Genomic DNA, 21,807 nt, shown 5'->3' with positions numbered 1-21,807 from the left:
GCCTCCCAACGTTTATAAGGCACGCCTTCGGGGGTGCCTTTTTGTTTTATTCACCAGGTATACCCCAAGCAGGATAGTACAGGCGGCTCCTACCTGCATGGGGCTGAATCGCTCGCCATCCAGTAAGCCCCAGGCAATGCCTACCACAGGGATCAGGTAGGTAACCGAAACCGAAAAGACCGGGGTGGAAATCTGGATGAGCTTGTTGAACATCACCTTGGCCACACAGGTACCAAAAAGGCACAGCAGGTAAATGTAGCCCAGGGAAGGCCAGAATTCAGGCCCGGCCGTAACGGCTCCGCCCAGGGCCCCGGAAAAGGGCAGCAACACCGCCGCCACAGGGAGGATACAGATAAAATTTCCCGCCGCAATCCCCATGGGGCTTACCCCGGACAACTTACTTTTAATGATGTTCGCATTACAGGCATAGCCCAGGGACGCCAATACCACCAGCAGGGCAAAGCGGTAATCCTGCCCGGGATTGATGTCGGCCCCCAGCAGGATCAGGGCCAGGGCCCCCAGCAGGCCCACCGCCACCCCGGCAACCTGGTTGCGGCTAAAGGCAATCCCAAAGGCAAAGTAGCCCACAAAAAGGGTGAACAGGGGCACCAGGGAATTCAGGACTGCAGCAATGCTGCTGTCGATCTCCGTTTCGGCAAAGGCAAACAGGTACATGGGCAGCAAGCTACCCACCACGCCGCTCAGGGCCACCCATTTCCACTGCCCCCGGCCAATGGTCTTCAGGGAGGGAAACCCGATGGCCAGAAGCATCAGGGCGGCCATCACAATCCGCACGCTCCCCAGCTGGAATGCGGTAAAGCCAACCAGGCCCTTTTTTATCAGGATATAGGAACTGCCCCAGATCAGGGCCAAAACCAGGAGGTAGGCCCACCGCTTATTCGAATCGCTCATAGCCGCATTTTGCTGCAAAGTTCCTACTTTTGATAGATATATCCCCCAACCCCCATGAAGATGTCTAATCCCACATTCAAACTGGCCCTGATCGCAGCCCTGACCTTATTTGCCAGCTGCCGGGAAACCCCAAAAAATGAAGACCCCAACCGCGAACGCATGGAAGCTATTATCGCAATCCATGACGAGGTAATGCCCGAAATGGGCACCATTGCCAAGCTGGTAGCCCAATTGAAACCCCTGGCCGACAGCATCGAGGCCGGAGCGCCCTATCGGGTAGCTATGGAAGACCTCCAGCAGGCCCATGAATCCATGATGGACTGGATGAAAAATTTCGGAGATCGATTCAACTACGAGGAAATTAAGGGGATTGAACCCATAAGCCCCGAAAAACAGGATTGGATCCGGGAAGAAGAAGAAAGCGTACAGGCTATGAAGGAGCAGGTATTTGGCAGCATTGAACGTGCAAAAGCCCTGCTGGACTCCGTTCCGGCCCCCTAGAATGGAAGTTTGCCAAGGTCTACATTGCCGCCGGATACGATAATACCCGTTTTGCGGCCACCTATGTAGCCCGGGTCCTTTAATACGGCAGCAAGGGCAACCGCACTGGAGGGCTCTATCACAATTTTCATCCGTTCCCAAACCAGGCGCATGGCAGTGATGATTTCCGCCTCCTCCACCCGGATAATGGTGTTCACATATTGCTTTAATACCGGGAAAGTATGGGAGCCCAGCACGGTGCGCAGGCCATCGGCCACGGTATCCGTACGGGAATTGGATTCAATCCGTCCGCTTTGCAGGGAACGATAGGCATCGTCTACCCGCAAGGGTTCAGCCCCAATCGGTTCGCAGGCATTGTCCGTGAAGGTGCAGGCCAGGGCCGTACCCCCCAAAAGGCCACCCCCGCCCACCGGGGCAACCACACACTCCAGGTCCGGCACCTCTTCCAGAAGCTCGGCACAGGCGGTTCCCTGTCCCAGCATCACCATGGGGTCGTTCGAAGGATGAATAAACACGGCCCCGGTCTCTTCGGATATGCGGGCGGCAGCGTCCTCCCGCGCCTCGAGGGTAGGCGCGCATTCTGTAATCCGCCCGCCATAGGTGTGAACCGCAGCCTTCTTAACTGCCGGGGCATTTTCCGGCATCACGATGTGGGCGGGGATCCCCACGGCCTGGGCGGCTACGGAAAGGGCCTGGGCAAAATTCCCGGACGAATGGGTAACCACCGCCGGAACGGGGGCCTGTTCCTGCAACCGAAGCAACGCATGGGTTGCCCCTCGCAGTTTGTACGAGCCTCCGCGCTGGAAGTTTTCGCATTTGAAAAAAAGCGGGGCTCCGGCCAGCTGGTCCAGCAGGCGGGAATGCATTACCGGGGTGTGGTGCACGTGCGGTCCCACCAGTTCCCTGGCCGCAGCCAGCATTTCCGGGGTGAAGGTTAAGGATGCCATAACTTTATTTCCAGCGGATGCTCTCCATGAGCCTCCGGATGTCGTTCTGCAGATATGCGGCCGCGGGCAGGATGGAATCGTAATTCGGGCGGGCATAGAAATACACCGACCCGGTTACGAAGTGGGACACACTGTCCGTTACGTAGAACTGGGATTGGGAAGCCGCATCCCCCTTCACTTCATAAAACATGCCGTAGACCTTATGATCCGGATCCACATAGGGCTGCTCCAGGATGTTATCCGCCTTGACTACATGTTCGTACGAGAGCTTCTGCGCATCGCTCAGCAGCTGGTTCAGGTTGCCTTCAACCGTTTTATAGGTCAGGTAAATGGAGCCCTTCATAGGGGTGTAATCCAGCACCATATTACAGCCCCCCTGGCCCTCCCGGCGCGCCAAACGGTTGTATTCAAAGGTGAACGGGCAATCGGATTCCAGCATGCGGTAGGCATGGCTGGGATAGTCAAGGCGCAGCATGGCCTTGGGTTTGGGGACCGGGTCCGGCCCGCAGGAGGCCAGGAAAATCAGGGCCCCGACAGTAATCAGGATACGGTTAAATGTCATGCGGCAGGGTTACTTTAATTTGCTTCAGGCGTTTGCGGTCCAGGCTTTCCACCACGAATTCAAACCCTTCAAAAGCCACGGTCTCGCCTCGCTTGGGGAAGCCCCCTGAAATTTCAAGCACAAACCCGGCAATGGTTTCGGCCTCCCCTTTCTGTTGTTCAAAAAGGGATTCGTCCGCAATACGGGCCACCCGATAAAAGTCTTTCAGGTTGGTCTTGCCTTCAAAGACGTAGGTGTGGTCGTCCAGTTTGGAGAACACCAGGTCTTCATCGTCAAACTCATCGCTGATATCCCCCACAATTTCCTCAATCACATCTTCGAGGGTCACAATCCCAGAGGTCCCCCCGAATTCGTCCACCACAACGGCCAGGTGGTTTTTCTTATTCTGGAATTCCAGTAACAGGTCGTCCAGTTTTTTGTTTTCAGGCACAAAAAAGGGCTCCCGGATCAGGGAGGTCCAGTTAAAGGATTTCCGGTCTAAGTAGGGCAGTAAATCCTTCACGTACAACACCCCGATGACCTTGTCCACATTCTCGGAATAGACCGGGATGCGGGAATAGCCGTTCTTTTTGATTTCCTCCAGCACCTCGGGGTATTTCATGTCGTCGCTCAGGGCAAAAATGTCCAGGCGCGGGCGCATTACCTGTTTGGTATCCGTATTGCCAAAGGATACGATCCCTTCCAGTATTTTCTGTTCTTCGCGGGTGGTATCCCCTTCGGAAGTCAGTTCCAGGGCCTGGGAAAGATGGTCCACACTCAGGCTGGACTTTTGCTTGCCCAGCCGCTTGTACAGCAGCAGGGTACCGGCCCGCATGGGGGTCGTCAGGGGGGTGAACAACACATCCAGCACCCGCAGTGCATAGGCCATGCGTCTGGAGAAGGCCATCCGGTTGCGGTTGGCGTATACCTTGGGCAGAATTTCCCCGAACAACAGGATCAGGAAGGTGGCCAGGACAATTTCACAGACAAAGCGAAGGGAAATAAACCCCAGGTACACCTGATCCATCCCGGCAAACCAGGTCTCCCCCATATCGGTGAGCAGCAAAACAATCCCGATATTAATGGCATTGTTGGTGACCAGAATGGTAGCCAGCAGTTTCTTGGGCTTTTGCAGCAAGCGGTAAATCAGTCGTCCGGGACTACCGCCATTGTCGCGAAAATCGTTGAGTTCGGTTTGGGAAAGCCCGAAAAAGGCCACTTCGGCACCTGAAATTAAGGCCGACCCCGCCAGCAGGCAGATCAGCAGCACGGTTTTCAGGGCCAGGATTCCGTCAAAAGCCATCAGGGGCAAAATTGCAGAAAGGGGGTCCGGGTCCAAATTCTTCAGTTAGGGTTGATCAGAAGGGCAGGTCGTCATCCTCGTCCGGGGGCATACCCGGGGCCGGGTTCCCGGCAGGTTCCGGGCGGGATTTCTGGGTGCCGCCCTGTTGGCCCGGGGCGTAATCCTCCGGTCGGCCACCCCCCTCTCCCTTGGGAGACAGGAAGGTAAAATCGGTTACCTGTACCTCGGTGGTGTACCGGGTAGCACCGTCTTCGCCTTGCCACTGACGCGTTTTGAGCCGGCCTTCCACGTAGATAAGATCTCCTTTTTTGAGGTACTTCTCACAAATCTCGGCGGCCTTGTTGCGCACCACTATGTTGTGCCACTCGGTATTGGTAACCTTTTCCCCCGTCTGCCGGTTGGTATAGGATTCATTGGTGGCAATAGGGAACCTGCCAATGCAGTTGCCCCCTTCAAAGTAGTGGAGTTTCACCTCGTCGCCGAGGTGGCCAATCAGCATGACCTTATTTAGTGTTCCGCTCATAGTAATGAAATTGAATCAAAAGTACGAATTTTTAACCGTATCCATGAAATTGGCAATCAGCACGGGCAAGGGTCGGGAACGGGCCTCTTCAAGCGACACGGCAGAGGCGGGGGCCCGATCCAGAAATACAATCCAGAAGGTGGTTACCAGGTGCTGATGGGATAATTTATGGACAATGGGCTCCGCATTAAAACAACGGATATCCGCTATGCTTTCCTGGGGGACCCCGGTTGTAGTTTGCAGGCACGCGGCCATGGAATCCCGGGTGGGTTCCGACTCGGTTTCAAGGCAGGGGAATTCAAAAAGTCCCTGCCAGATCCCCGGGCCCGTCCGGCGCAAGAGGCAGGTTTCCAGCCCAGGGCCCACGGGAACCAGATAATGCAACCTTCGTAGGCGGGCTTCCTTGCCCCGGCGTTTAACCGGTAACTCCCTTACTTTTCCCGTCTCCAGGGCGCGACAACTGCCAGACAAGGGGCACTGCTGACAGGAAGGGGATTTAGGCGTACATTGCACGGCCCCGAATTCCATAACGGCCTGGTTGTAATCCCCTGGTCGGTCCTCACGTATCAGAGAAGCCGCCAATTCCCGGAAATAGCGAACCCCTTCCGAACTGTTTACTTCAAGGTCCACGCCGAAATACCGGCTCAGCACCCGGTAGACGTTTCCGTCCACCACCGCTACTGCCTCGCCAAAGCACACGGAAGCGATGGCCGCGGCGGTATAGGGCCCCACCCCTTTGAGCTCCAACAATCCTTTATAGGACTGAGGGAAGGCCCCGCCCAGGGTAAACGCAACATGCCGGGCCGTATGGTGCAGGTTTCTGGCCCGGGAGTAATATCCAAGGCCCTCCCAGCGCTTCAGTACCTCTTCCTCAGAGGCCCGCGCCAGGTCTTCCACTGCCGGGTAATGTTCCATAAAATCGAGGAAGTAGGGCATGCCCTGTGCCACGCGTGTCTGCTGCAGCATGATTTCAGACAACCAGATCACGTACGGATCCCTGCTTCCCCTCCAGGGCAGATCCCGCTTGTTTTGGTCGTACCACTGCAAAATGATGTCTGAAAACGGCATGGGATTTGAATAGGGCTGCAAAACTAAGGCTTTTAAGCAGTTAAAAATCTCCGGGCGCCAATTAGATTGAATAATATTTATATATTTGCATCCCTGAAACCTAGAGATAACAAAATAACAATGACCAAAGCAGATATCGTATCGAGAATCTCAGAAAAACTGGGAATGGAAAAAGGGGACGTACAAGCCACTGTTGAGAGTTTCATGGAGGAGGTGAAGGCATCCCTGGAGAATGGAGACAATGTCTATTTGCGGGGCTTTGGAAGCTTCATCATCAAGACCCGTGCCGAGAAAACCGGGCGTAATATTTCAAAAAACACGACCATTAAGATACCTGCTCACAACATCCCCGCCTTCAAACCCGCCAAGGTGTTTGTAGAAGGAGTGAAGAGCAACGTTCAGGTAAAATAATAACTGTTAATTAGGAGCTATGCCGAGCGGTAAAAAAAGAAAAAGACATAAGGTAGCTACCCACAAGCGCAAAAAGCGCAGGAGAGCTAACCGCCACAAGAAAAAGTAGTGTGTTAAGCACTACTTTTTTTCCTTTAAGACGTTCTTTGACATAGAAATTCGCCTAACGGATTTCATCAGGTTTATTTAAAACCTGTATAACATAATGTTTAATCCTTTCATGCTCCCTGTTGGGGGGGCGTGATGCAAAATCGAATCAGGTGAACAGAGAATTAATCGTAAGATCCAACTCTGATTCCGTAGATTTTGCCCTTCTGAAGGATGGAAAACTCATAGAGCTTCACAAAGACGAAAACGAGCACAACTTCAATGTTGGCGACGTGCTCATGGCCAAAATCCGCAAGCCGGTAACAGGCCTGAATGCCGCCTTTGTGGATGTGGGTTATGAAAAAGATGCATTCCTGCATTATCACGACCTGGGGCCACAGCTTCTGAGCCTCCTCAAATTCATCAAACAGGCCCGCTCCGGCAGGATGCGGGATTATTCGCTCAAGAATTTTCCATTCGAAAAAGACATTGACAAAAACGGTAGCATCAAAGATGTTATCAAGCCGAACCAGGCCATGCTGGTGCAAATCGTAAAAGAACCGATTTCCACCAAAGGCCCGCGGATCAGTTCTGAAATCTCCATTGCTGGCCGCTACCTCATTCTGGTTCCCTTTTCCGACCGGGTTTCCGTGTCGCAGAAAATCGGGAGCAATGAGGAAAAAAGCCGGCTCAAACGTTTGGTCCAGAGCATCAGACCCAAAGGTTTTGGTGTCATTATCCGGACCGTTGCAGAAGGCAAAAAAGTTGCGGAACTCGACAAGGATCTGGAAAACCTGATGTCCAAATGGACATCCATGTGCAAAAAATTGCATAGGGCTTCCACCCCGTCCAAAGTCCTGGTCGAACTCAACCGGGCTTCCTCGATCCTGAGGGATGTCTTTAACGACACCTTCACCGGAATCCATGTGGACGACGAAACCCTTTACAACCAAATCAAGGATTATCTGCACGAAATTGCTCCGGACAAAGAGTCTATTGTAAAGCTGTACAATTCTTCCGTCCCGATTTTTGAGAAATTCGGGATCGAACGGCAGATCAAGACCTCCTTCGGACGCACGGCTTCCATGAGCAAGGGTGCCTACCTGGTGATTGAACACACCGAGGCGCTCCATGTGATTGACGTGAACAGCGGAAACCGTTCCACCAAGGCCAAAAACCAGGAGGACACCGCACTGGAAGTCAACCTGCTGGCAGCCTCTGAAATTGCACGGCAACTTCGCCTTCGGGACATGGGCGGCATCATTGTTATCGATTTTATCGATATGGGACGCCCGGAACACCGCAAGCGTTTGTACAACCGGCTCAGGGACGAAATGAAAGACGACCGCGCCAAGCACAAAATCCTTCCACCCAGCAAATTCGGGCTGGTACAGATCACCCGCCAGCGGGTACGCCCGGAGGTTAATATAAAAACCACCGAAGTAGACCCCAGCGGCAATGGACAGGAAGTAGAAGCGCCTATCGTGCTTATCGAAAAACTCAGCCATGAGCTGGAGCAGATCGTAAAACGGAACGGTAAAATCAAGCACATTGTGCTGAACGCCCACCCGTTTATTGCAGCATACCTGACCAAGGGATTCCCTTCCATCCGTTCCAAATGGTTTTTGGAACACAAGAAATGGGTTAAAATCCAACCCCGGGATGCCTTTAAGTATCTCGAATATCAATTTCAGGACAAGGAAGGCAAAGCCATTGAAGCGTAAAAGAACCGGCCCCGGCACAGGGGCCGGTTTTTTTTTGTCCAGTCCCCTCCCCCTCCCGCCCTGAGGATTGTTTATTTTTATGGCTCTAAGCCTCCAGACCATGCTCGAAAAAAAGATTCCTGTCCTCGCCGCGGTTTGTATGTTACTCGCATCCTGTAATCCGCAAACCCCGGACAAAGCGCAGTCCCTTGCCTCCTTGTTGGAAAACACCCCTTCCCTTACCGGCAGGGCGGAGTACCTGCGCAGCCCTTATGTGACCCCGGGAGACCGGGCCTATATGGTGGGCCACCAGGACGGGAGTTTTCCGGACCTCGGGTGGCATATCAAAGGGGAAATGGGCGGCATCTGGGCCCATCCGATCAAACTGATGGATGGGTTTGAGGCATATCTCTTCAAGGACGAGAAACCTATCCCCCTGCAAAATGCGGTTGCCTTTACGAATTATCCCATGGCAAACCGTCATGACTACGTCTTGGATTCCTTGTCCCTGAGCGTTTCCAGATGGCAGTTTGTCCCTGATAGCAAGGAGGGCGTAGTCCTGGAGTACGAATTTACCAACTCAGGACCAAATGACTTTATAGCAAATTTTGCGGTATATGCCCGGCCCGATTTACGACCTACCTGGTTGGGGGCACGTACAAAAATGTATGATGGCTATGATATTTCGAAGTACGATTCCGATCTGAATGCGTGGGTATCTAAGGACTCTTTGAACCCATGGTATATGCTATTCGGCCCAAACGACACGGGTATACCGTTTAAAGAGCAAATTATTAAAATTAATTTGGGAGCGCCTAACCTGAATGTTTCCTCCCAAAAAAAGGAATTCAAACGTCTTCGGATTGCCCAAAGACTTACTGTGCCACCAGGTCATACCGAGCGAATCCGAATTGCTATTGCTGGTTCTTCCCTTTCAGAATCCCAGGCAAAAAGCACCTATAAGGATTTACTCGCCAATGCGGACACCTATCTGGCTGCCAAACGCGACCGGTACGCAGCCCTGGCCGAACAATCCAAACTGAGCGTCCCGGATTCGGCCATCCGCCAAACCTTTGAATGGCTCAAGTACAATGCAGACTGGATGATCCAGGAGGTGCCGGGCATAGGCACCGGAATCACGGCCGGCATCCCGGATTACCCCTGGTGGTTCGGGGTAGACAGCGAATATGCCCTTAGGGGTTATATGGCCGTGGGGCAGGACCAGGTAGTTTACCAGACCATCCGCCTGCTGGACAGCGTTTCCCGGGCCGTAAACGGCAACGGGCGCATACTCCATGAAATGTCGTCCAACGGGGCGGTCTTTAACCCCGGGAATATCAACGAAACCCCCCAGTTTGCATCCCTGATCTGGCAGGTATACCGGTGGAACGGGAATAAGGAATTCCTCCAGACCTATTACCCGACCGTGAAGCAGGGCATGGACTGGCTGATGGAAGCCAACGACGCCAACGGGAATGGCTTCCCGGACGGTTTTGGGATGATGGAAATTCACGGGCTGGACAGCGAAATGATCGACGTGGCTGCCTATACCCAGGCCGCCTACTACCACGCCGGCCTGATGGCCCGGGAACTGGGCGAAACCGAGGCAGCTGAGAAATACCTGGCCAGGGCCCGGGATCTGGCCCGGAAAATCAATGCCGAATTCTGGTCCGAAGAATTTGGCTCCTTTGCAGACTTTTTGGGCACGGACCAGCAGGCCCTGCACCTGATTGAAGACGCCATGGTGCGGGCAGACACCCTGAACAAGCCCTGGGCCCTGGCCGAACTACAGGAAACCCGCAAGGCCATCCTGGCCAACCCGAAGGCGGGCCTCCGCCCTTTTGTCCTTCACCACAACTGGGTGGTCAATACCCCCATGGAAACCGGCATTGCGGATTCGGCCAAGGCGATCCGGGCCCTGCAAACAGCCCGGCAGTTCACCAACCCCTTCGGGATGTTTGTCACCGGGATTGACCGGGACGAAAGCGCCGGCACGGACCAGGGCTCCTTCCAGGGCAGCAAGGTCTTTTCCTATACCGGGGCTGTTATGACCCTGCCCACCGGGGTACAGGCCGTGGCCGAAAACAACTACGGCCGTCCGGACGAGGCCCTGGATTATTTGCATCGGATGGCGCGCAGCTTTAGTTATGCCCTGCCCGGTAGTATGTATGAAGTTTCCCCGGATTACGGGATGATGGTGCAGGCCTGGAACCTCTACGGGTTTGCCGTGCCCATTGTGGAACAGTTTTTCGGGATAGATCCGATGGCTTCCCAGCAGCGCATCCGCATAGACCCCCAAATGCCGGCTACCTGGGATACAGCCAGCCTGGAAAATGTAAAAATAGGGTCGAATTCCATCTCCGTCTATTTCCAGCGGCTTCCGGACGGGCGCATTCACCTGAAAGTGACCCAGACCCAGCCCGGATGGCGGTTGGAAGCCCCCGCTGGCGCGAAGGCCGAGCTGCATCCTGGCACCTCCCGGGATGGGGAAGGAATGGCCGTAACAACGGGGGACGTACTGGAACTCACCTATACCCCCAAACCATTATGAGTGCATTTGGCCGGAAATCCTATACGGTAGAAGAAGCCAGGCGGCGTATGGAACGCTATTGCGCCTACCAGGAGCGTTGCCATCAGGAAGTGGCGGAGAAATTGCGCGGTATGCGGATGATCCCCGAAGCGGTCGACGCCATCCTGGTACACCTGATCCAGCATAACTTCCTGAACGAAGAGCGTTTTGCCCTGGCCTTTGCCCAGGGCAAATTCCGACAGAAGGGATGGGGAAAAATACGCCTGCGGGCCGGGCTGAAGCAAAAGGGAATTTCGGATTTCCTGATCCGGAAAGCCCTTGGTTCCATTCCGGAGGGCGAGTACCGTGAACGGTTATTCGAACTGGCGGAAAAAAAACGGGAGACCCTTGCGCAGGAACCCGCGCCACAGAAAAAGCAGAAACTCTACCAGTACCTCTACTACCGGGGGTGGGAACAGGAACGCATCCTGGAGGTCCTGGAAGACCTCTAATCCCTTAAGCGGTTATGCGTACGCGTTACGGCCCGTTCGTTCTTCCAATCGATCCACCGCTGCCCCTGGATGCGGCGCATCAGGTTGTCGTAATGGCGCATCACAAAGATGTTGTACAAGGCACGGCTCAGGCGTTTCGGATGGCGGGCAATGGCCCTAAGGCTCATGGAAAAGCCCGGGGTCACATACTTCATATAATGCCAATAGCCTTCCGGGATGTAGAGCACCTCCCCGTGATTGAGCCGGGCCCGGAACCCCTTTACCTGCTTTAAGGCGGGCCATTTTTCGTAATCGGGGTTGGAAAAATCAATCCCTTCATGGGTAATCAGGGAATGGGGCACCTTGTAGAGGAAGCGGTTCTCGGACTGCGGAAACAGGATACACTCCTTCTCCCCATCGAAATGAAAATGGAAGATATTGGCCAGGTCTATGTCGTAATGCATAAAGGTATAGGAATCCCTGCCGCCGAAAAAAAGCATGGGCAACCCCTTCATGAGCCGCAGCCCGAAATCCGGGTAATCAAAATCTTCCTGCAGGCCGGGGACTTCCTTGAGCAGGTTCCACAGGAAAATGCGGTAACGGGTGGGTTCCCGCTGCAACAGGTCAATATACTCGGACATGCGCATCCGGGCATGGGGTTCGTTAAAGCCGTCGCGGTAGTCCACCGGGCGGTCGTCGTACAGGGGCACCTCCTTCTGGCCGGCCACCTGCCGCATATACTCCAGGTTCCACCTGGAATAAGCCGGCCAGTGGGCTATGGCCTCTTCGATGACCACCGGCTGCTGGGGCTTGAAATACCCCTTAAGGAAAGCTTCTTTACTGAGGCGGGATACCCGGGGTACGTCTTGCAGTTCCAACGGATTGTGCGTTTTTTCTTTCGCTAAGGTAAAAATAGCGCAGAATTCTTCCGCGAATTTAACACCGCTAGCTGGTCTTCCGCGCTTCCTCGTTACGGGCAATGGTGTGCCCGGGACGGGTCCAGCGGGGCTTTTCGCCCAGGGGAGCCAACTGGGAATCCGCGGCTTCCACGGTCTGGGGTTGGGCCTTTTTGACAAAGGGCTTCTGGGGCTCCAGGCCCAGGGTACGGAACATGTCCATATCCTCGTTCACATCCGGGTTGGGGGTGGTCAGGAGCTTGTCTCCGGCAAAGATGCTATTGGCCCCCGCAAAGAAGCAAAGCGCCTGCCCTTCCCGGCTCATATCGGTACGGCCTGCAGAAAGCCGGACCTGGGTCTGGGGCATGATAATGCGGGTGGTGGCCACCATCCGTATCATTTCCCATATAGACACCGGCTCCATTTCTTCCATGGGCGTGCCGGGTACGGCAACCAGGGCATTGATGGGAACGGATTCCGGCTGCGGGTTCAGGGTGCTCAGGGCCACCAGCATGCCGGCACGGTCTTCCAGGGATTCCCCCATCCCGATGATGCCGCCACTGCAAACGGTCACATTGGTCTTCCGCACATTGCCAATGGTCTCCATGCGATCCTCAAAGGCCCGGGTGGAAATCACATCCTTGTAGTATTCTTCGGAGGTATCCAGGTTGTGGTTATAGGCATAAAGGCCGGCTTCCGCCAGACGCTGCGCCTGGTTTTCCGTGAGCATGCCCAGGGTGCAGCAAACCTCCATGTCCAGTTTGTTGATGGTACGTACCATCTCCAGCACCTGTTCAAATTCGGGCCCGTCCTTGACATTTCGCCAGGCCGCTCCCATACATACCCGGGAACTCCCGGAGGCTTTGGCCCGCAGGGCCTGGGCCTTCACCTGGGAAACACTCATCAGGTCGTTGCCCTCAATATCCGTATGGTAGCGGGCCGCCTGCGGGCAATACCCGCAATCTTCCGGGCATCCGCCGGTTTTGATAGACAGCAGGGTGGACACCTGTACCGTATTGGGGTCGTGATATTTGCGATGGACCGTTGCCGCCTGATAGAGCAATTCCATCATAGGCTGGTTGTACACTGCCATTACTTCCTCCCGCGTCCAGTCGTTTCGGATATCACTCATGCGTCTTGGTGTTGAATCGATTCCCCAAAAATAGGTGATTCGATCTGGATGGACAATTCTACGGGAAACCCAACTTTTCCCAATCAGGGGTGTCCGATTAGCAGGCTTACGGCATTCCCGCCGAAGCCCACTGCATTGATCAGGGCGTAACGCCCTTCCAGTTCACCCGGGTGGGTAAAGGGTGTCCCAATAACCTGCTTATGCCTGAGCATCCCCACGGCCAGCTCCAGGGACAAGAGGCCCGAGGCCCCCAGGGTATGGCCAATTTTCCATTTGTTGGAGGTGATGGCCGGCATCCGGTTTCCAAAAACAGCCCGGACCGCCTCCAGTTCTGCCCGGTCGCCCTGCAGGGTGCCCGGAGCATGCATCACCACTACGCCCACCTCCTGGGGGGAAACGCCCTCCAGGGCCATGTGCATGGAGCGCTGCAGGCAGCGGGCCTCTGCGGAAAGGGATGCCGGGTGGGCCAGGGCCTCGGTTGCATAGCCGATCCCGTGTATCTGGGCCAGGGAACCTGGCCTATTCCCGGGTTCCAGGCAAAGGGCAACAGCCCCTTCGCCAAGGACCATAGTATTGTCTTCTTTTTCCAGGTCCAGGGCCCGGCAAGGGTAATCTCCTCCCCGCGAACTGTAGATTTTCAGCGCCTGCATCTGGGCCAGGGTAAACGGGGTTAGCGGGGCTTCACTGCCCCCCACCAGAAACCGGGAAGCCAGGCCGGAATGGAGCCAGGCCACCCCATTGAGCACGGCATGCAGGGCCGTGGAGCAGGTAATGGAATGGGACAGGTCGGGCCCGGAGGCACCCAGGTCCTGGGCCACCCAGGAACTGATATTACCCAAAGTAGTATGGGGGGATGCCAGGCTGCTGAGCCGCCTGCCTTCCTGCATGTCAGTGAGAAATTCCTCCGTGAGGGATGTAGCCCCGCGGGAGGACCCGAAATTGACTCCAAAACGGGTATCGGCGCCCCACCCGGCCTCCTGTACTGCACGCCGGCTTACCGCAATGGCCATCAGGGCTGTGGGGTCCAGCCGGCGATACGGCAGGTGGGACTGGGCCAGAGCCTCCAGCCGCGTCTTTTCGGGCTGGGGCAGGGCGCCTGCCCAGACCTGTTGGCTTCCGAAGTCATGCTGGGTCAGGGCATGGGTCTGTGTGCCATAGGCATCCCAAACCGCGTTCCGGTTACTGCCCAGGGCGGAGAGGGAGGCCATGCCTGTTATGGATACCGGATTAGCCAGCATAGGTTCCCGCTTCTAGAGTGTCCAGCAGCTCCCGTATGGCAGCGTATAGCGTTTCGAGTTCTTCGGGGGCCGTGATGTATGGGGGAAGCAGGTAAACCGTATTCCCCAGAGGGCGCAGATACACCCCCCGGTCCATGAAAAACCGGTACAGGGTGTCCCTGAAATTACTGTAGCGGTCGGTCTGCACCTTCAGGTCCAGGGCAAAAATAACCCCGCAATGCCGTACCTCTTCCACCATGGGGTGGCCATCCAGTTCCCTGGCGAACGCCTCGTGTTGCCCGGATATGTGGCGGATACCTTCCTGAATGGCAGGGGATTGCAAGAGATCCAGGGCCGCCAGGGCCGCCCTGCAGGCCAGGGGGTTGGCCGTATAGGTATGTCCGTGAAAGAAACCCCTCCCGGTATCCTGCCCCAGGAAGGCTTCAAATACCTCCCGGGTACAGCTGGTCAGCCCCATAGGGACCAACCCTGCAGTAAGGGCTTTGGACAGGCAGATCAGGTCTGGTTTCAACGGAAGCTGCTCGGACGCGAAGTGGGTACCGGTTTTTCCAAAACCGGTCATCACCTCGTCGGCAATCAAGAGCCCGCCGGCTTCCCGGACCACTTCCAGTATAGCTGCCAGACCATCGGGGTCCAGGGTCCGCATCCCGGCTGCCCCCTGCACCAGGGGTTCATAAATAAGGGCTGCTACGGCATGTTCCGCTACCATCTTCCGGGCCATCTCCAAGGCTGCCTCATTATTCTTTCCGGTTGGTGCCGGAAGGCGGATCACTTCCAGGCTCAGGTCTTGGAAAGGCCCGTTGTAAACTGAGAGACCGGAAACCGACATGGCCCCGAAAGTGTCTCCGTGAAACCCCTCTTCCAGGGCCAGCAGCACCTGCCGCCGTTTCCCCTGGTTAAAATGGTATTGCAGGGCCATTTTAATAGCAACCTCCACTGAGGTAGACCCATTGTCCGAAAAGAATACCTTTTCCTGATTGCCGGGCAAGAGCCCCAGCAAGCGTTCGGCAAGTTCCACAGCCGGGCGGTGGGTAAACCCCGCAAAGACCACCTGGTCCAGCTCCTGCATCTGCCGGGCTACCGGCCCGGTGATTTCCGGGTGGCAGTGCCCGTATACGGCCGTGTACCAGGACGAAATCGCATCGATGTACTTGCGGCCGGCCTCGTCATAGAGGTAAACCCCCTCTGCTTTCTGTATGGGCCAGGCTGCAGGGTGGGTTTGGTGCTGGGTTAGCGGGTGCCAGATATGGCGTGCGTCGCGCTCGGAAAGATTCTCCACTGCGGGGGGCTTTACTTATCTTGATTTTCTATCTTGCAAAGATGAGAAATAATCCCCATTAGCCCATGGTACGCCGCCTGGCAAAGACCGCTTCCCGTTGGGTAAATTCGGCCGTATCCTACTCTTTTTTAGGCTTTTACCTCCTGGGTTCCCTGCTGATGCGCCTCCCGTTCTTTTTCCGGGATTACGTAGACCGGGACGAAAGCACCTTTATCCTGGTGGCCCAGACCGTGGTGGATGGTCACCTGCCATATGCCGAGCTCTGGGACCTGAAACCCCCTTTGCTATTCTGGATTTTTTCGCTTCCCATTGCCCTTTTCGGGAAAAGCCTTTTGGCTATCCGGATACTGGGGTGGCTTGCCGCAGGGCTGATCAGCTTTTTTACTTTTCGGCTTACGACCCGGGCCGCAGGTCGGGAAGCCGGTTTTGCCGCCGGCTTGTTCTGTATGTTCCTGATGAGCCTTTTCAACAGCGTGCAGGGGGTGATGTCAGAACACCTGAGCATGGTTTTCCTGTTGCCGGCCCTTTTACTGTTGATACGCGGGGGACGGGCAGGCACTTTCCTGCTGGCCGGCGTCCTGGCCGGGATGGCGGTTTTATGTAAAAGCAACCTCATGGTGGCCCTCCTGATCCTGGGCTTATCCCTGCTGGCCGAAGCCGTTTATATCCGGAACCTTAGGGCACTGCGACTTTTAGCCTTAACCGCACTGGGCGGCGGGCTCACGGTTCTGGCCTCCTTCTGGCCCTACCTAGCCGCGGGGCAGGAAAGCCTGTGGTGGGATTCAGTGGTTCGGGCACCCCTGGCCTATTCGGGTCAGCAGGAAGGGGTCCCTTTAAAAAACCTGCCCTTTTACCTGGGGGTGGGCGCCTTCTTGATTCTGGGGTATCGCCGCGGATGGCTGAAATGGCAGGAACGCAGCCAGCGCCTGGTCCTGTACCTGTTGGCCGGAATCCTGCTGGCCTTCCTGAAAGGCGGGAAGCTGAACGGGCATTACCTGTTGCAATTCTACCCAGTTTTCCTGGTCCTGCTCTTTGCCGGGCTTCATATGAAAGTCCCCAGCGTACCCCGCTTTATCGGCACTTATTTCTGGGGGCTGTTACTGCTGCTACCTGTGGAAAGCTACCTGGAGTACGGCAACGTTATCGGGAATTACAGGGCACACGGTCGCCTGTACAACGGGGAAGGGGTAGATGTGCCCGAGTACATGAATGATCATCATCCTGGGGCTGAAAACGTCCTTTTTCTGGAATACCATATCGGGTACTGGCTTATGGATTTACAGCCCCCAAGCCCGGCCCTGACCCACCCGACCAATATCTGCCGTGGGGAACTCTACCCGTTTATTCCCGGCACCCAGGCAAACCCAGCCGCAGAACTTCGCATGCTTTTTGAGAGGCGCCAACCTGAATGGGTGGTCTGCCGGGACGGAAAACCGGCCTTTGCCAAATGGTACCCGGAAGAAAACCACTATGTAGAATCCTACCTGGACCAGCATTACTGCGTGGAAGCCCGTGTAGGGCAGGCTGCCATTTATAAGAGGTTGTGAAATCGAAGGGATTCTCCCAATTCTCCCGCACAACGCGATACCGCTGCCTGGTCCACCCTGGGCAGTTCCGGGATCCGCCCCAGGACCGGGACCCCGGTTTTGGAACAGATGATGGCCTCGGTGGTGGGGTGTTCGTCCCCGCTGAAGAGCAGGTATACCTCCAGGCCTTTTTCCATCAAGGGGTTCAGGGTAAGCAGGGTGTGGTTAATGCTCCCCAGGTAATGGCGGGAAACCACCACCACCTTATACCCGGGCCGGATCAGGTCCAGGATGGTATCCGTCTCATTCAGGGGCACCAGCAGCCCGCCGGCGCCTTCAATAACCAGGTGGTTTTGTGTCTTTGGGGGCGTGATCTGATTCAGGTCTATGCGGATCCCGTCAATATCGGCCGCGGCATGGGGGCTCATGGGCGTATTTAGGGCATAGGCATTGGGATGGATTACCGTCCGGGGATTCCGGACCAGGTTCTGGATCTTATGGCTGTCGGAATGATCCAGGTCTCCTGCCTGTACTGGCTTCCAGTAATCGGCCTGCAGGGCTTCCACCAAAATACAGGATGCCAGGGTCTTTCCCACCTCGGTGGAAATCCCGGTTACAAAAAAGGTGTTCATGTTTAGGGTTTTGAAATCATGCCACACTCCAGGCAGACATACTTTCGGGGTTCGAGAAACGGAAACAAGCGGTACCATACCCCTTTGGGCCTGAGGTAGCGTTCCATGCGGGCGGCCTGGCAATTGGGGCATTTCAGGGGGTTCCCCGCGTCATCCTGAGCATAGGCGCGCACCTCATCATACAGGGATCGGGCCAGGGCCTCATTTTCTCCGGGTACCATTACCTTAACACCTCCTATGGCGGTGGCAATAAAGGGCTCTGCCTGCATGATATTGGCGTCTTTGAGCAAGACCGGGATGCCTTCGGCTTCCAGGCGGGTTTTGAGCAGTTCTGCATCCGCTACATACTCAAATGTCCCGATCACTTTGTAGTTGCTATTCATGTTTTGTTCCTTCAGATGATACGCTTAAAATACGCAAAACCTCCATGATTTCCTGCTCCGTATTGAAACTGTGCAGGCAAAAGCGCAGGCATTCCTCTCCGGGGGGTACCGTAGGCGCCAGGATGGCCCGTACATCATATCCGTGCTGCGCCAGGGCGGCTGCCAGGGAACGGGTTCGGGCATTGCCGCCCACCTGATAGGCAAAGATGGCGGCCAGCCCGCCCCGGAACCGCGCTTCCAGGCCAAACTGACGGACGGCACCCCGAAAGGTCTCGCAGTTGGCACGCAATTCCTCCTGCAGCCGGGTGCCTTCCGGCCCCGAAAGCAATTCATAGGCCCAGGAAATCCGGGCCAGGCTCTCCGGCGGGAGGGCCGTGGTGTAGATCAAACTCCGGGCAAAGTTGATCAGGTAATCCCTAAGGGATTGGCTACCGAGAACTGCAGCGCCGTGGCTGCCCATGGCCTTGCCGTAGGTCACTACCCGGGCAAAGATGCGGCCTTCCAAGCCCAGGGCCGCAGCCATCCCCCTGCCGCCGGGCCCCAACACGCCCGTGGCATGGGCTTCGTCCAGGATCAACCGGCAGTGGTGGGCCTCGCAAAAGGCCATCATTTCCTCCAGGGGCGGGCCATCCCCTTCCATGGAGAAGACACTTTCCGTAACCACATAAACTTCGGAACCCTCCGGCCTGCCCTTGGCGAAGACCGTCTGGTACCGCTGCAACAAGGCCGCTAAATTGTTGTGCTGAAAAGAGTAGGCGCGGGCCTGGGAAAGGCGAATCCCGTCCCGGATGCTGGCATGGGCCTGCTGGTCATAGAAGATGATATCCGTCCGCTGCGGCACCGACGCCAGCAGGCTCAGGTTGGCGTCATAGCCCGAATTAAAAATCAGGGCGCTCTCTGCCTGGTGATACCGGGCGGCCAGGGCCTCGGCCCGGTTAAATCCCTTATGGTTGCCCCGGATGAGGCGGGAAGAGGTGCTCCCCCCCGGGCGTTGTAGCCCATCCAGGTTGTGGGGTAGGCGCGCCAGCCCCAGGTAATCGTTGGAGGAAAAGTCAATTAACCCCGACGGTTCGGAAAGCTTCCTAAGGCTATCTTCCTGCCGGCGCAATTCCAGTTTTTCCCAAAGTTTTTGGGGGAATTCGTCCATGCCCTAAAGGTAGCATATCCCCCTTGAATCGGCTATATTTATGGCCTATGAAGTCCTTGAATCCTGCGGAGGTTCAGTACCGTCCGGCCCGGTCTTCCGGGGAGCTTGAGCAAATCCTTGCCCTGCAGCGCATCAACCTGAAAGGCACCCTCCCGCCGGAGGAAGAACGGCAGGAAGGTTTTGTGACCCTGACCCATTCCCTGCCCTTGTTGCAACTCATGCAGGAGGCTTGTCCTCAGGTGGTGGCCTTATGGGACAACCGCGTGGTGGGCTATGCCCTTTGCCTCCACCCGGACCTCCAGGACCAGGTGCCTGCCCTGGGGCCCATGTTTGCCTGTATCCGGGAGCAGATAAATGCCCCGAAAGCGTACCGGGTTATGGGACAGGTTTGCGTGGCCAGGGAAGCCCGGGGGACCGGGGTTTTCCGAGCCATGTACGCATGCCTGAAGCAGCAGTGCGCCCCCCTCCCTCTGATCACTGAGGTGTCCGATGCCAACCGGCATTCCCTGGGAGCGCACCTGGCCATCGGCTTTCGGGAACTCGCCGTACACCAGGAAGGGGACACCCTCTGGCACGTGGTCATCTGGCCATAAAAAAACCCCGGTGGAATACCGGGGTTGCTGTATGATGGAATCGTTGTGACTAATCGGCCAGTACGATCACCTTGTTATTCTGAAGCTCTATGGTCCCGCTACGGATAGGCAGCGCGGTTTTTCCGTCCGCAGACCTGGTGAACCGGTCTGCGTATTCTTCCGCAATTTCTACCTGGCCGGTAAACTTTACCTGTCCGGCCTGGAGGAGGGATACGATGGGCGCGTGGTCCTGCAGCATCTGGAATTCCCCGTTGATCCCGGGTACAGTTACCGAGGTAACTTCCCCTGAGAACAAGGTGGCTTCCGGCGAAACGATTTCTAGGTACATAAAGCTTGCTTTTTAGGGTTGAGGACTTTCCTAGGCTTCCGCCAGCATTTTTTCTCCGGCTTCAATAGCCTCCTCGATGGTCCCTTTCAGGTTGAAGGCAGATTCCGGCAGGTGATCCAGCTCTCCGTCCATGATCATGTTGAACCCTTTAATGGTGTCCTTGATGTCTACGAAGACCCCGGGGATACCGGTAAACTGTTCGGCCACGTGGAAGGGCTGGGACAGGAAACGCTGTACCCGGCGGGCACGGGCCACGGCCAGTTTGTCTTCTTCGGAAAGTTCCTCCATCCCCAGGATGGCGATGATATCCTGAAGCTCTTTATAGCGCTGCAGCAGCTCCTTAACGCGCTGGGCACATCCGTAGTGCTCTTTCCCGAGGATCTCGGGGGTAAGGATACGGGAAGTGGAATCCAGCGGGTCTACCGCAGGGTAAATCCCCAGCTCGGCAATTTTCCGGGAGAGTACCGTAGTGGCATCCAGGTGGGCAAAGGTGGTTGCCGGTGCCGGGTCGGTAAGGTCATCCGCAGGTACGTAAACCGCCTGTACGGAAGTAATGGAGCCTTTCTTGGTAGAGGTAATACGCTCCTGCATGGCCCCCATCTCGGTAGCCAGGGTGGGCTGGTAACCTACCGCAGAAGGCATCCGGCCCAGCAGGGCGGATACTTCAGAACCGGCCTGGGTGAAACGGAAGATGTTATCCACGAAGAAGAGTACGTCTTTCCCCTGTCCGTCTCCGGCACCGTCGCGGAAGTACTCGGCAATGGTCAGTCCGGAAAGGGCCACACGGGCACGGGCTCCCGGAGGCTCGTTCATCTGTCCGAACACAAAGGTAGCTTTGGATTCCTTCATGGCTTTCTTGTCTACCTTGCTCAGGTCCCAACCGCCTTCTTCCATGGAGTGCAGGAAGTCGTCACCGTACTTGATAATACCGGATTCCAGCATCTCGCGCAGCAGGTCGTTCCCTTCACGGGTACGTTCCCCTACCCCTGCGAATACGGAAAGTCCCCCGTGTCCTTTGGCAATGTTGTTGATCAGCTCCTGGATCAGTACGGTTTTTCCAACCCCTGCTCCCCCGAAGAGTCCGATCTTTCCCCCTTTGGCATAAGGCTCAATCAGGTCGATAACCTTAATCCCCGTAAAGAGTACTTCCGTAGAGGTGGAAAGGTCTTCGAATTTAGGGGCTTCCCGGTGGATGGGCAGGCCGTCGGCACCAGCTTTGGGCAGGTTGCCAAGGCCGTCAATGGCATCCCCGATCACGTTGAACAGGCGGCCGTATACCGCGTCTCCGATGGGCATCTGAATGGCTGCACCGGTCTGGGCAACTTCAGTCCCGCGGCCAAGGCCGTCGGTGGAGTCCATGGAAATGGCACGAACGGCATTCTCACCGATGTGGGATTGTACTTCCAGTACCAGAACGGATCCATCCGGGCGTTTTACTTCCAGAGAATCGTAAATCTTGGGGAGTTCAGATCCGGAGGGAAACGCTACGTCAATAACCGGTCCGATGATCTGGGAAATTTTACCTGATTGATTTGCCATTATTTTATTTTTAAGCGAACTAGAGAAATTTGGCTCTGTTTTTTCGGCTGCAAAGATAGGGTTTTCCATTCTAATTCCGAATGGATTACCCCGGATTTTGACACAAAAAAAGCGCCGG

The 21,807-nt window shown here is 55.9% G+C and carries 22 protein-coding genes; 7 read left to right on the top strand and 15 right to left on the bottom strand.

The features are described 5' to 3' along the window. Positions 1-12 precede the first annotated feature (12 nt). A complete protein-coding gene (locus OZ410_RS05285) occupies positions 13-912 on the bottom strand; it encodes a DMT family transporter (protein ID WP_277706874.1) in 900 nt (299 codons plus the stop codon). 60 nt (positions 913-972) lie between these two features. On the opposite strand from OZ410_RS05285, the gene OZ410_RS05280 reads away from it, so the two are divergent. Further along, complete coding sequence (locus tag OZ410_RS05280; RefSeq protein WP_277706873.1) at positions 973-1,413, top strand: hypothetical protein; 441 nt, start codon at positions 973-975, stop codon at positions 1,411-1,413. Here the strand turns inward: OZ410_RS05280 and OZ410_RS05275 are convergent. The 5 genes from OZ410_RS05275 to mutY are packed head-to-tail and all read right to left on the bottom strand — an operon-like array spanning position 1,410 to position 5,795. After that, the gene (locus OZ410_RS05275) at positions 1,410-2,360 is read right to left on the bottom strand and encodes a pyridoxal-phosphate dependent enzyme (RefSeq protein WP_277706872.1); all 951 of its coding nucleotides are present in this window, start codon (positions 2,358-2,360) and stop codon (positions 1,410-1,412) included. The genes OZ410_RS05280 and OZ410_RS05275 overlap by 4 nt on opposite strands. Before the next feature lie 4 nt (positions 2,361-2,364). After that, complete coding sequence (gene gldD / locus OZ410_RS05270) at positions 2,365-2,922, bottom strand: gliding motility lipoprotein GldD (protein ID WP_277706871.1); 558 nt, start codon at positions 2,920-2,922, stop codon at positions 2,365-2,367. Next, positions 2,912-4,240 (bottom strand): gliding motility-associated protein GldE, encoded by a 1,329-nt coding sequence (locus OZ410_RS05265; RefSeq protein WP_420917746.1) that lies wholly within the window; start codon positions 4,238-4,240, stop codon positions 2,912-2,914. The genes gldD and OZ410_RS05265 overlap by 11 nt, the downstream gene beginning before the upstream one ends. A gap of 19 nt (positions 4,241-4,259) precedes the next feature. Continuing rightward, positions 4,260-4,727 (bottom strand): single-stranded DNA-binding protein, encoded by a 468-nt coding sequence (locus OZ410_RS05260; protein ID WP_277706869.1) that lies wholly within the window; start codon positions 4,725-4,727, stop codon positions 4,260-4,262. Positions 4,728-4,742: 15 nt separating this feature from the next. Next, positions 4,743-5,795, bottom strand: coding sequence for an A/G-specific adenine glycosylase (gene mutY, locus OZ410_RS05255; protein WP_277706868.1), 1,053 nt, complete (start codon positions 5,793-5,795; stop codon positions 4,743-4,745). A gap of 120 nt (positions 5,796-5,915) precedes the next feature. On the opposite strand from mutY, the gene OZ410_RS05250 reads away from it, so the two are divergent. The 4 genes from OZ410_RS05250 (at position 5,916) to OZ410_RS05235 (ending at position 11,017) form a co-directional block, all read left to right on the top strand. After that, entirely contained in the window at positions 5,916-6,206 is a 291-nt protein-coding gene (locus OZ410_RS05250) for an HU family DNA-binding protein (RefSeq protein ID WP_277706867.1), read from the top strand. 260 nt (positions 6,207-6,466) lie between these two features. After that, positions 6,467-8,017, top strand: coding sequence for a ribonuclease E/G (locus OZ410_RS05245; protein WP_277706866.1), 1,551 nt, complete (start codon positions 6,467-6,469; stop codon positions 8,015-8,017). 100 nt (positions 8,018-8,117) lie between these two features. Next, positions 8,118-10,547: an alpha-L-rhamnosidase-related protein gene (locus OZ410_RS05240; protein WP_277706865.1), complete on the top strand. Its 2,430-nt coding sequence runs from the start codon at positions 8,118-8,120 to the stop codon at positions 10,545-10,547. Then, a complete protein-coding gene (locus OZ410_RS05235; protein ID WP_277706864.1) occupies positions 10,544-11,017 on the top strand; it encodes a regulatory protein RecX in 474 nt (157 codons plus the stop codon). The genes OZ410_RS05240 and OZ410_RS05235 overlap by 4 nt, the downstream gene beginning before the upstream one ends. On the opposite strand, the gene OZ410_RS05230 is transcribed toward OZ410_RS05235, so the two are convergent. The 4 genes from OZ410_RS05230 to bioA all read right to left on the bottom strand — a co-directional run bounded on the left by OZ410_RS05230 (position 11,014) and on the right by bioA (position 15,541). Continuing rightward, the gene (locus tag OZ410_RS05230; protein ID WP_277706863.1) at positions 11,014-11,874 is read right to left on the bottom strand and encodes a cupin-like domain-containing protein; all 861 of its coding nucleotides are present in this window, start codon (positions 11,872-11,874) and stop codon (positions 11,014-11,016) included. The two genes, OZ410_RS05235 and OZ410_RS05230, sit on opposite strands and share 4 nt — an antisense overlap. Positions 11,875-11,941: 67 nt before the next feature. After that, positions 11,942-13,024 (bottom strand): biotin synthase BioB, encoded by a 1,083-nt coding sequence (gene bioB, locus OZ410_RS05225; protein WP_277706862.1) that lies wholly within the window; start codon positions 13,022-13,024, stop codon positions 11,942-11,944. A gap of 83 nt (positions 13,025-13,107) precedes the next feature. Further along, positions 13,108-14,262 carry a beta-ketoacyl synthase N-terminal-like domain-containing protein gene (locus tag OZ410_RS05220; RefSeq protein ID WP_338156645.1) on the bottom strand — a complete coding sequence of 385 codons (1,155 nt, stop codon included), beginning with the start codon at positions 14,260-14,262 and terminating at the stop codon, positions 13,108-13,110. Beyond that, positions 14,252-15,541: an adenosylmethionine--8-amino-7-oxononanoate transaminase gene (gene bioA, locus OZ410_RS05215; RefSeq protein WP_277706861.1), complete on the bottom strand. Its 1,290-nt coding sequence runs from the start codon at positions 15,539-15,541 to the stop codon at positions 14,252-14,254. Before bioA ends, OZ410_RS05220 begins: the two co-directional genes overlap by 11 nt. A gap of 65 nt (positions 15,542-15,606) precedes the next feature. On the opposite strand from bioA, the gene OZ410_RS05210 reads away from it, so the two are divergent. Then, positions 15,607-17,088, top strand: coding sequence for an ArnT family glycosyltransferase (locus OZ410_RS05210; protein WP_277706860.1), 1,482 nt, complete (start codon positions 15,607-15,609; stop codon positions 17,086-17,088). On the opposite strand, the gene bioD is transcribed toward OZ410_RS05210, so the two are convergent. Genes bioD through OZ410_RS05195 form a run of 3 tightly spaced genes read right to left on the bottom strand, consistent with a single transcriptional unit; the run spans position 17,073 to position 19,229 of the window. After that, positions 17,073-17,699 (bottom strand): dethiobiotin synthase, encoded by a 627-nt coding sequence (gene bioD, locus OZ410_RS05205; RefSeq protein ID WP_277706859.1) that lies wholly within the window; start codon positions 17,697-17,699, stop codon positions 17,073-17,075. The genes OZ410_RS05210 and bioD overlap by 16 nt on opposite strands. A gap of 2 nt (positions 17,700-17,701) precedes the next feature. Then, the gene (locus OZ410_RS05200; RefSeq protein WP_277706858.1) at positions 17,702-18,082 is read right to left on the bottom strand and encodes a putative signal transducing protein; all 381 of its coding nucleotides are present in this window, start codon (positions 18,080-18,082) and stop codon (positions 17,702-17,704) included. Then, positions 18,075-19,229, bottom strand: coding sequence for an aminotransferase class I/II-fold pyridoxal phosphate-dependent enzyme (locus tag OZ410_RS05195; protein WP_277706857.1), 1,155 nt, complete (start codon positions 19,227-19,229; stop codon positions 18,075-18,077). The genes OZ410_RS05200 and OZ410_RS05195 overlap by 8 nt, the downstream gene beginning before the upstream one ends. Before the next feature lie 47 nt (positions 19,230-19,276). Between OZ410_RS05195 and OZ410_RS05190 the strand changes: the two genes are divergently transcribed. Continuing rightward, positions 19,277-19,822 carry a GNAT family N-acetyltransferase gene (locus tag OZ410_RS05190; protein WP_277706856.1) on the top strand — a complete coding sequence of 182 codons (546 nt, stop codon included), beginning with the start codon at positions 19,277-19,279 and terminating at the stop codon, positions 19,820-19,822. 49 nt (positions 19,823-19,871) lie between these two features. Here the strand turns inward: OZ410_RS05190 and OZ410_RS05185 are convergent, their stop codons facing one another. Together OZ410_RS05185 and atpD are read right to left on the bottom strand one after the other, a co-directional pair. Continuing rightward, on the bottom strand, positions 19,872-20,150 hold the full coding sequence (locus tag OZ410_RS05185; protein ID WP_277706855.1) for a F0F1 ATP synthase subunit delta/epsilon: 279 nt from the start codon (positions 20,148-20,150) through the stop codon (positions 19,872-19,874). Between the two features lie 30 nt (positions 20,151-20,180). Next, on the bottom strand, positions 20,181-21,689 hold the full coding sequence (gene atpD, locus OZ410_RS05180) for a F0F1 ATP synthase subunit beta (RefSeq protein ID WP_277706854.1): 1,509 nt from the start codon (positions 21,687-21,689) through the stop codon (positions 20,181-20,183). Positions 21,690-21,807: the final 118 nt, after the last annotated feature.

Origin of the sequence: Robiginitalea aestuariiviva, from assembly GCF_029537735.1 — a bacterium.
Taxonomy (GTDB): Bacteria; Bacteroidota; Bacteroidia; order Flavobacteriales; family Flavobacteriaceae; genus Robiginitalea; species Robiginitalea aestuariiviva.
The sequence above is the reverse complement of the archived record's forward strand: the minus strand, read 5'-3'. Positions and strand labels throughout refer to the sequence as shown.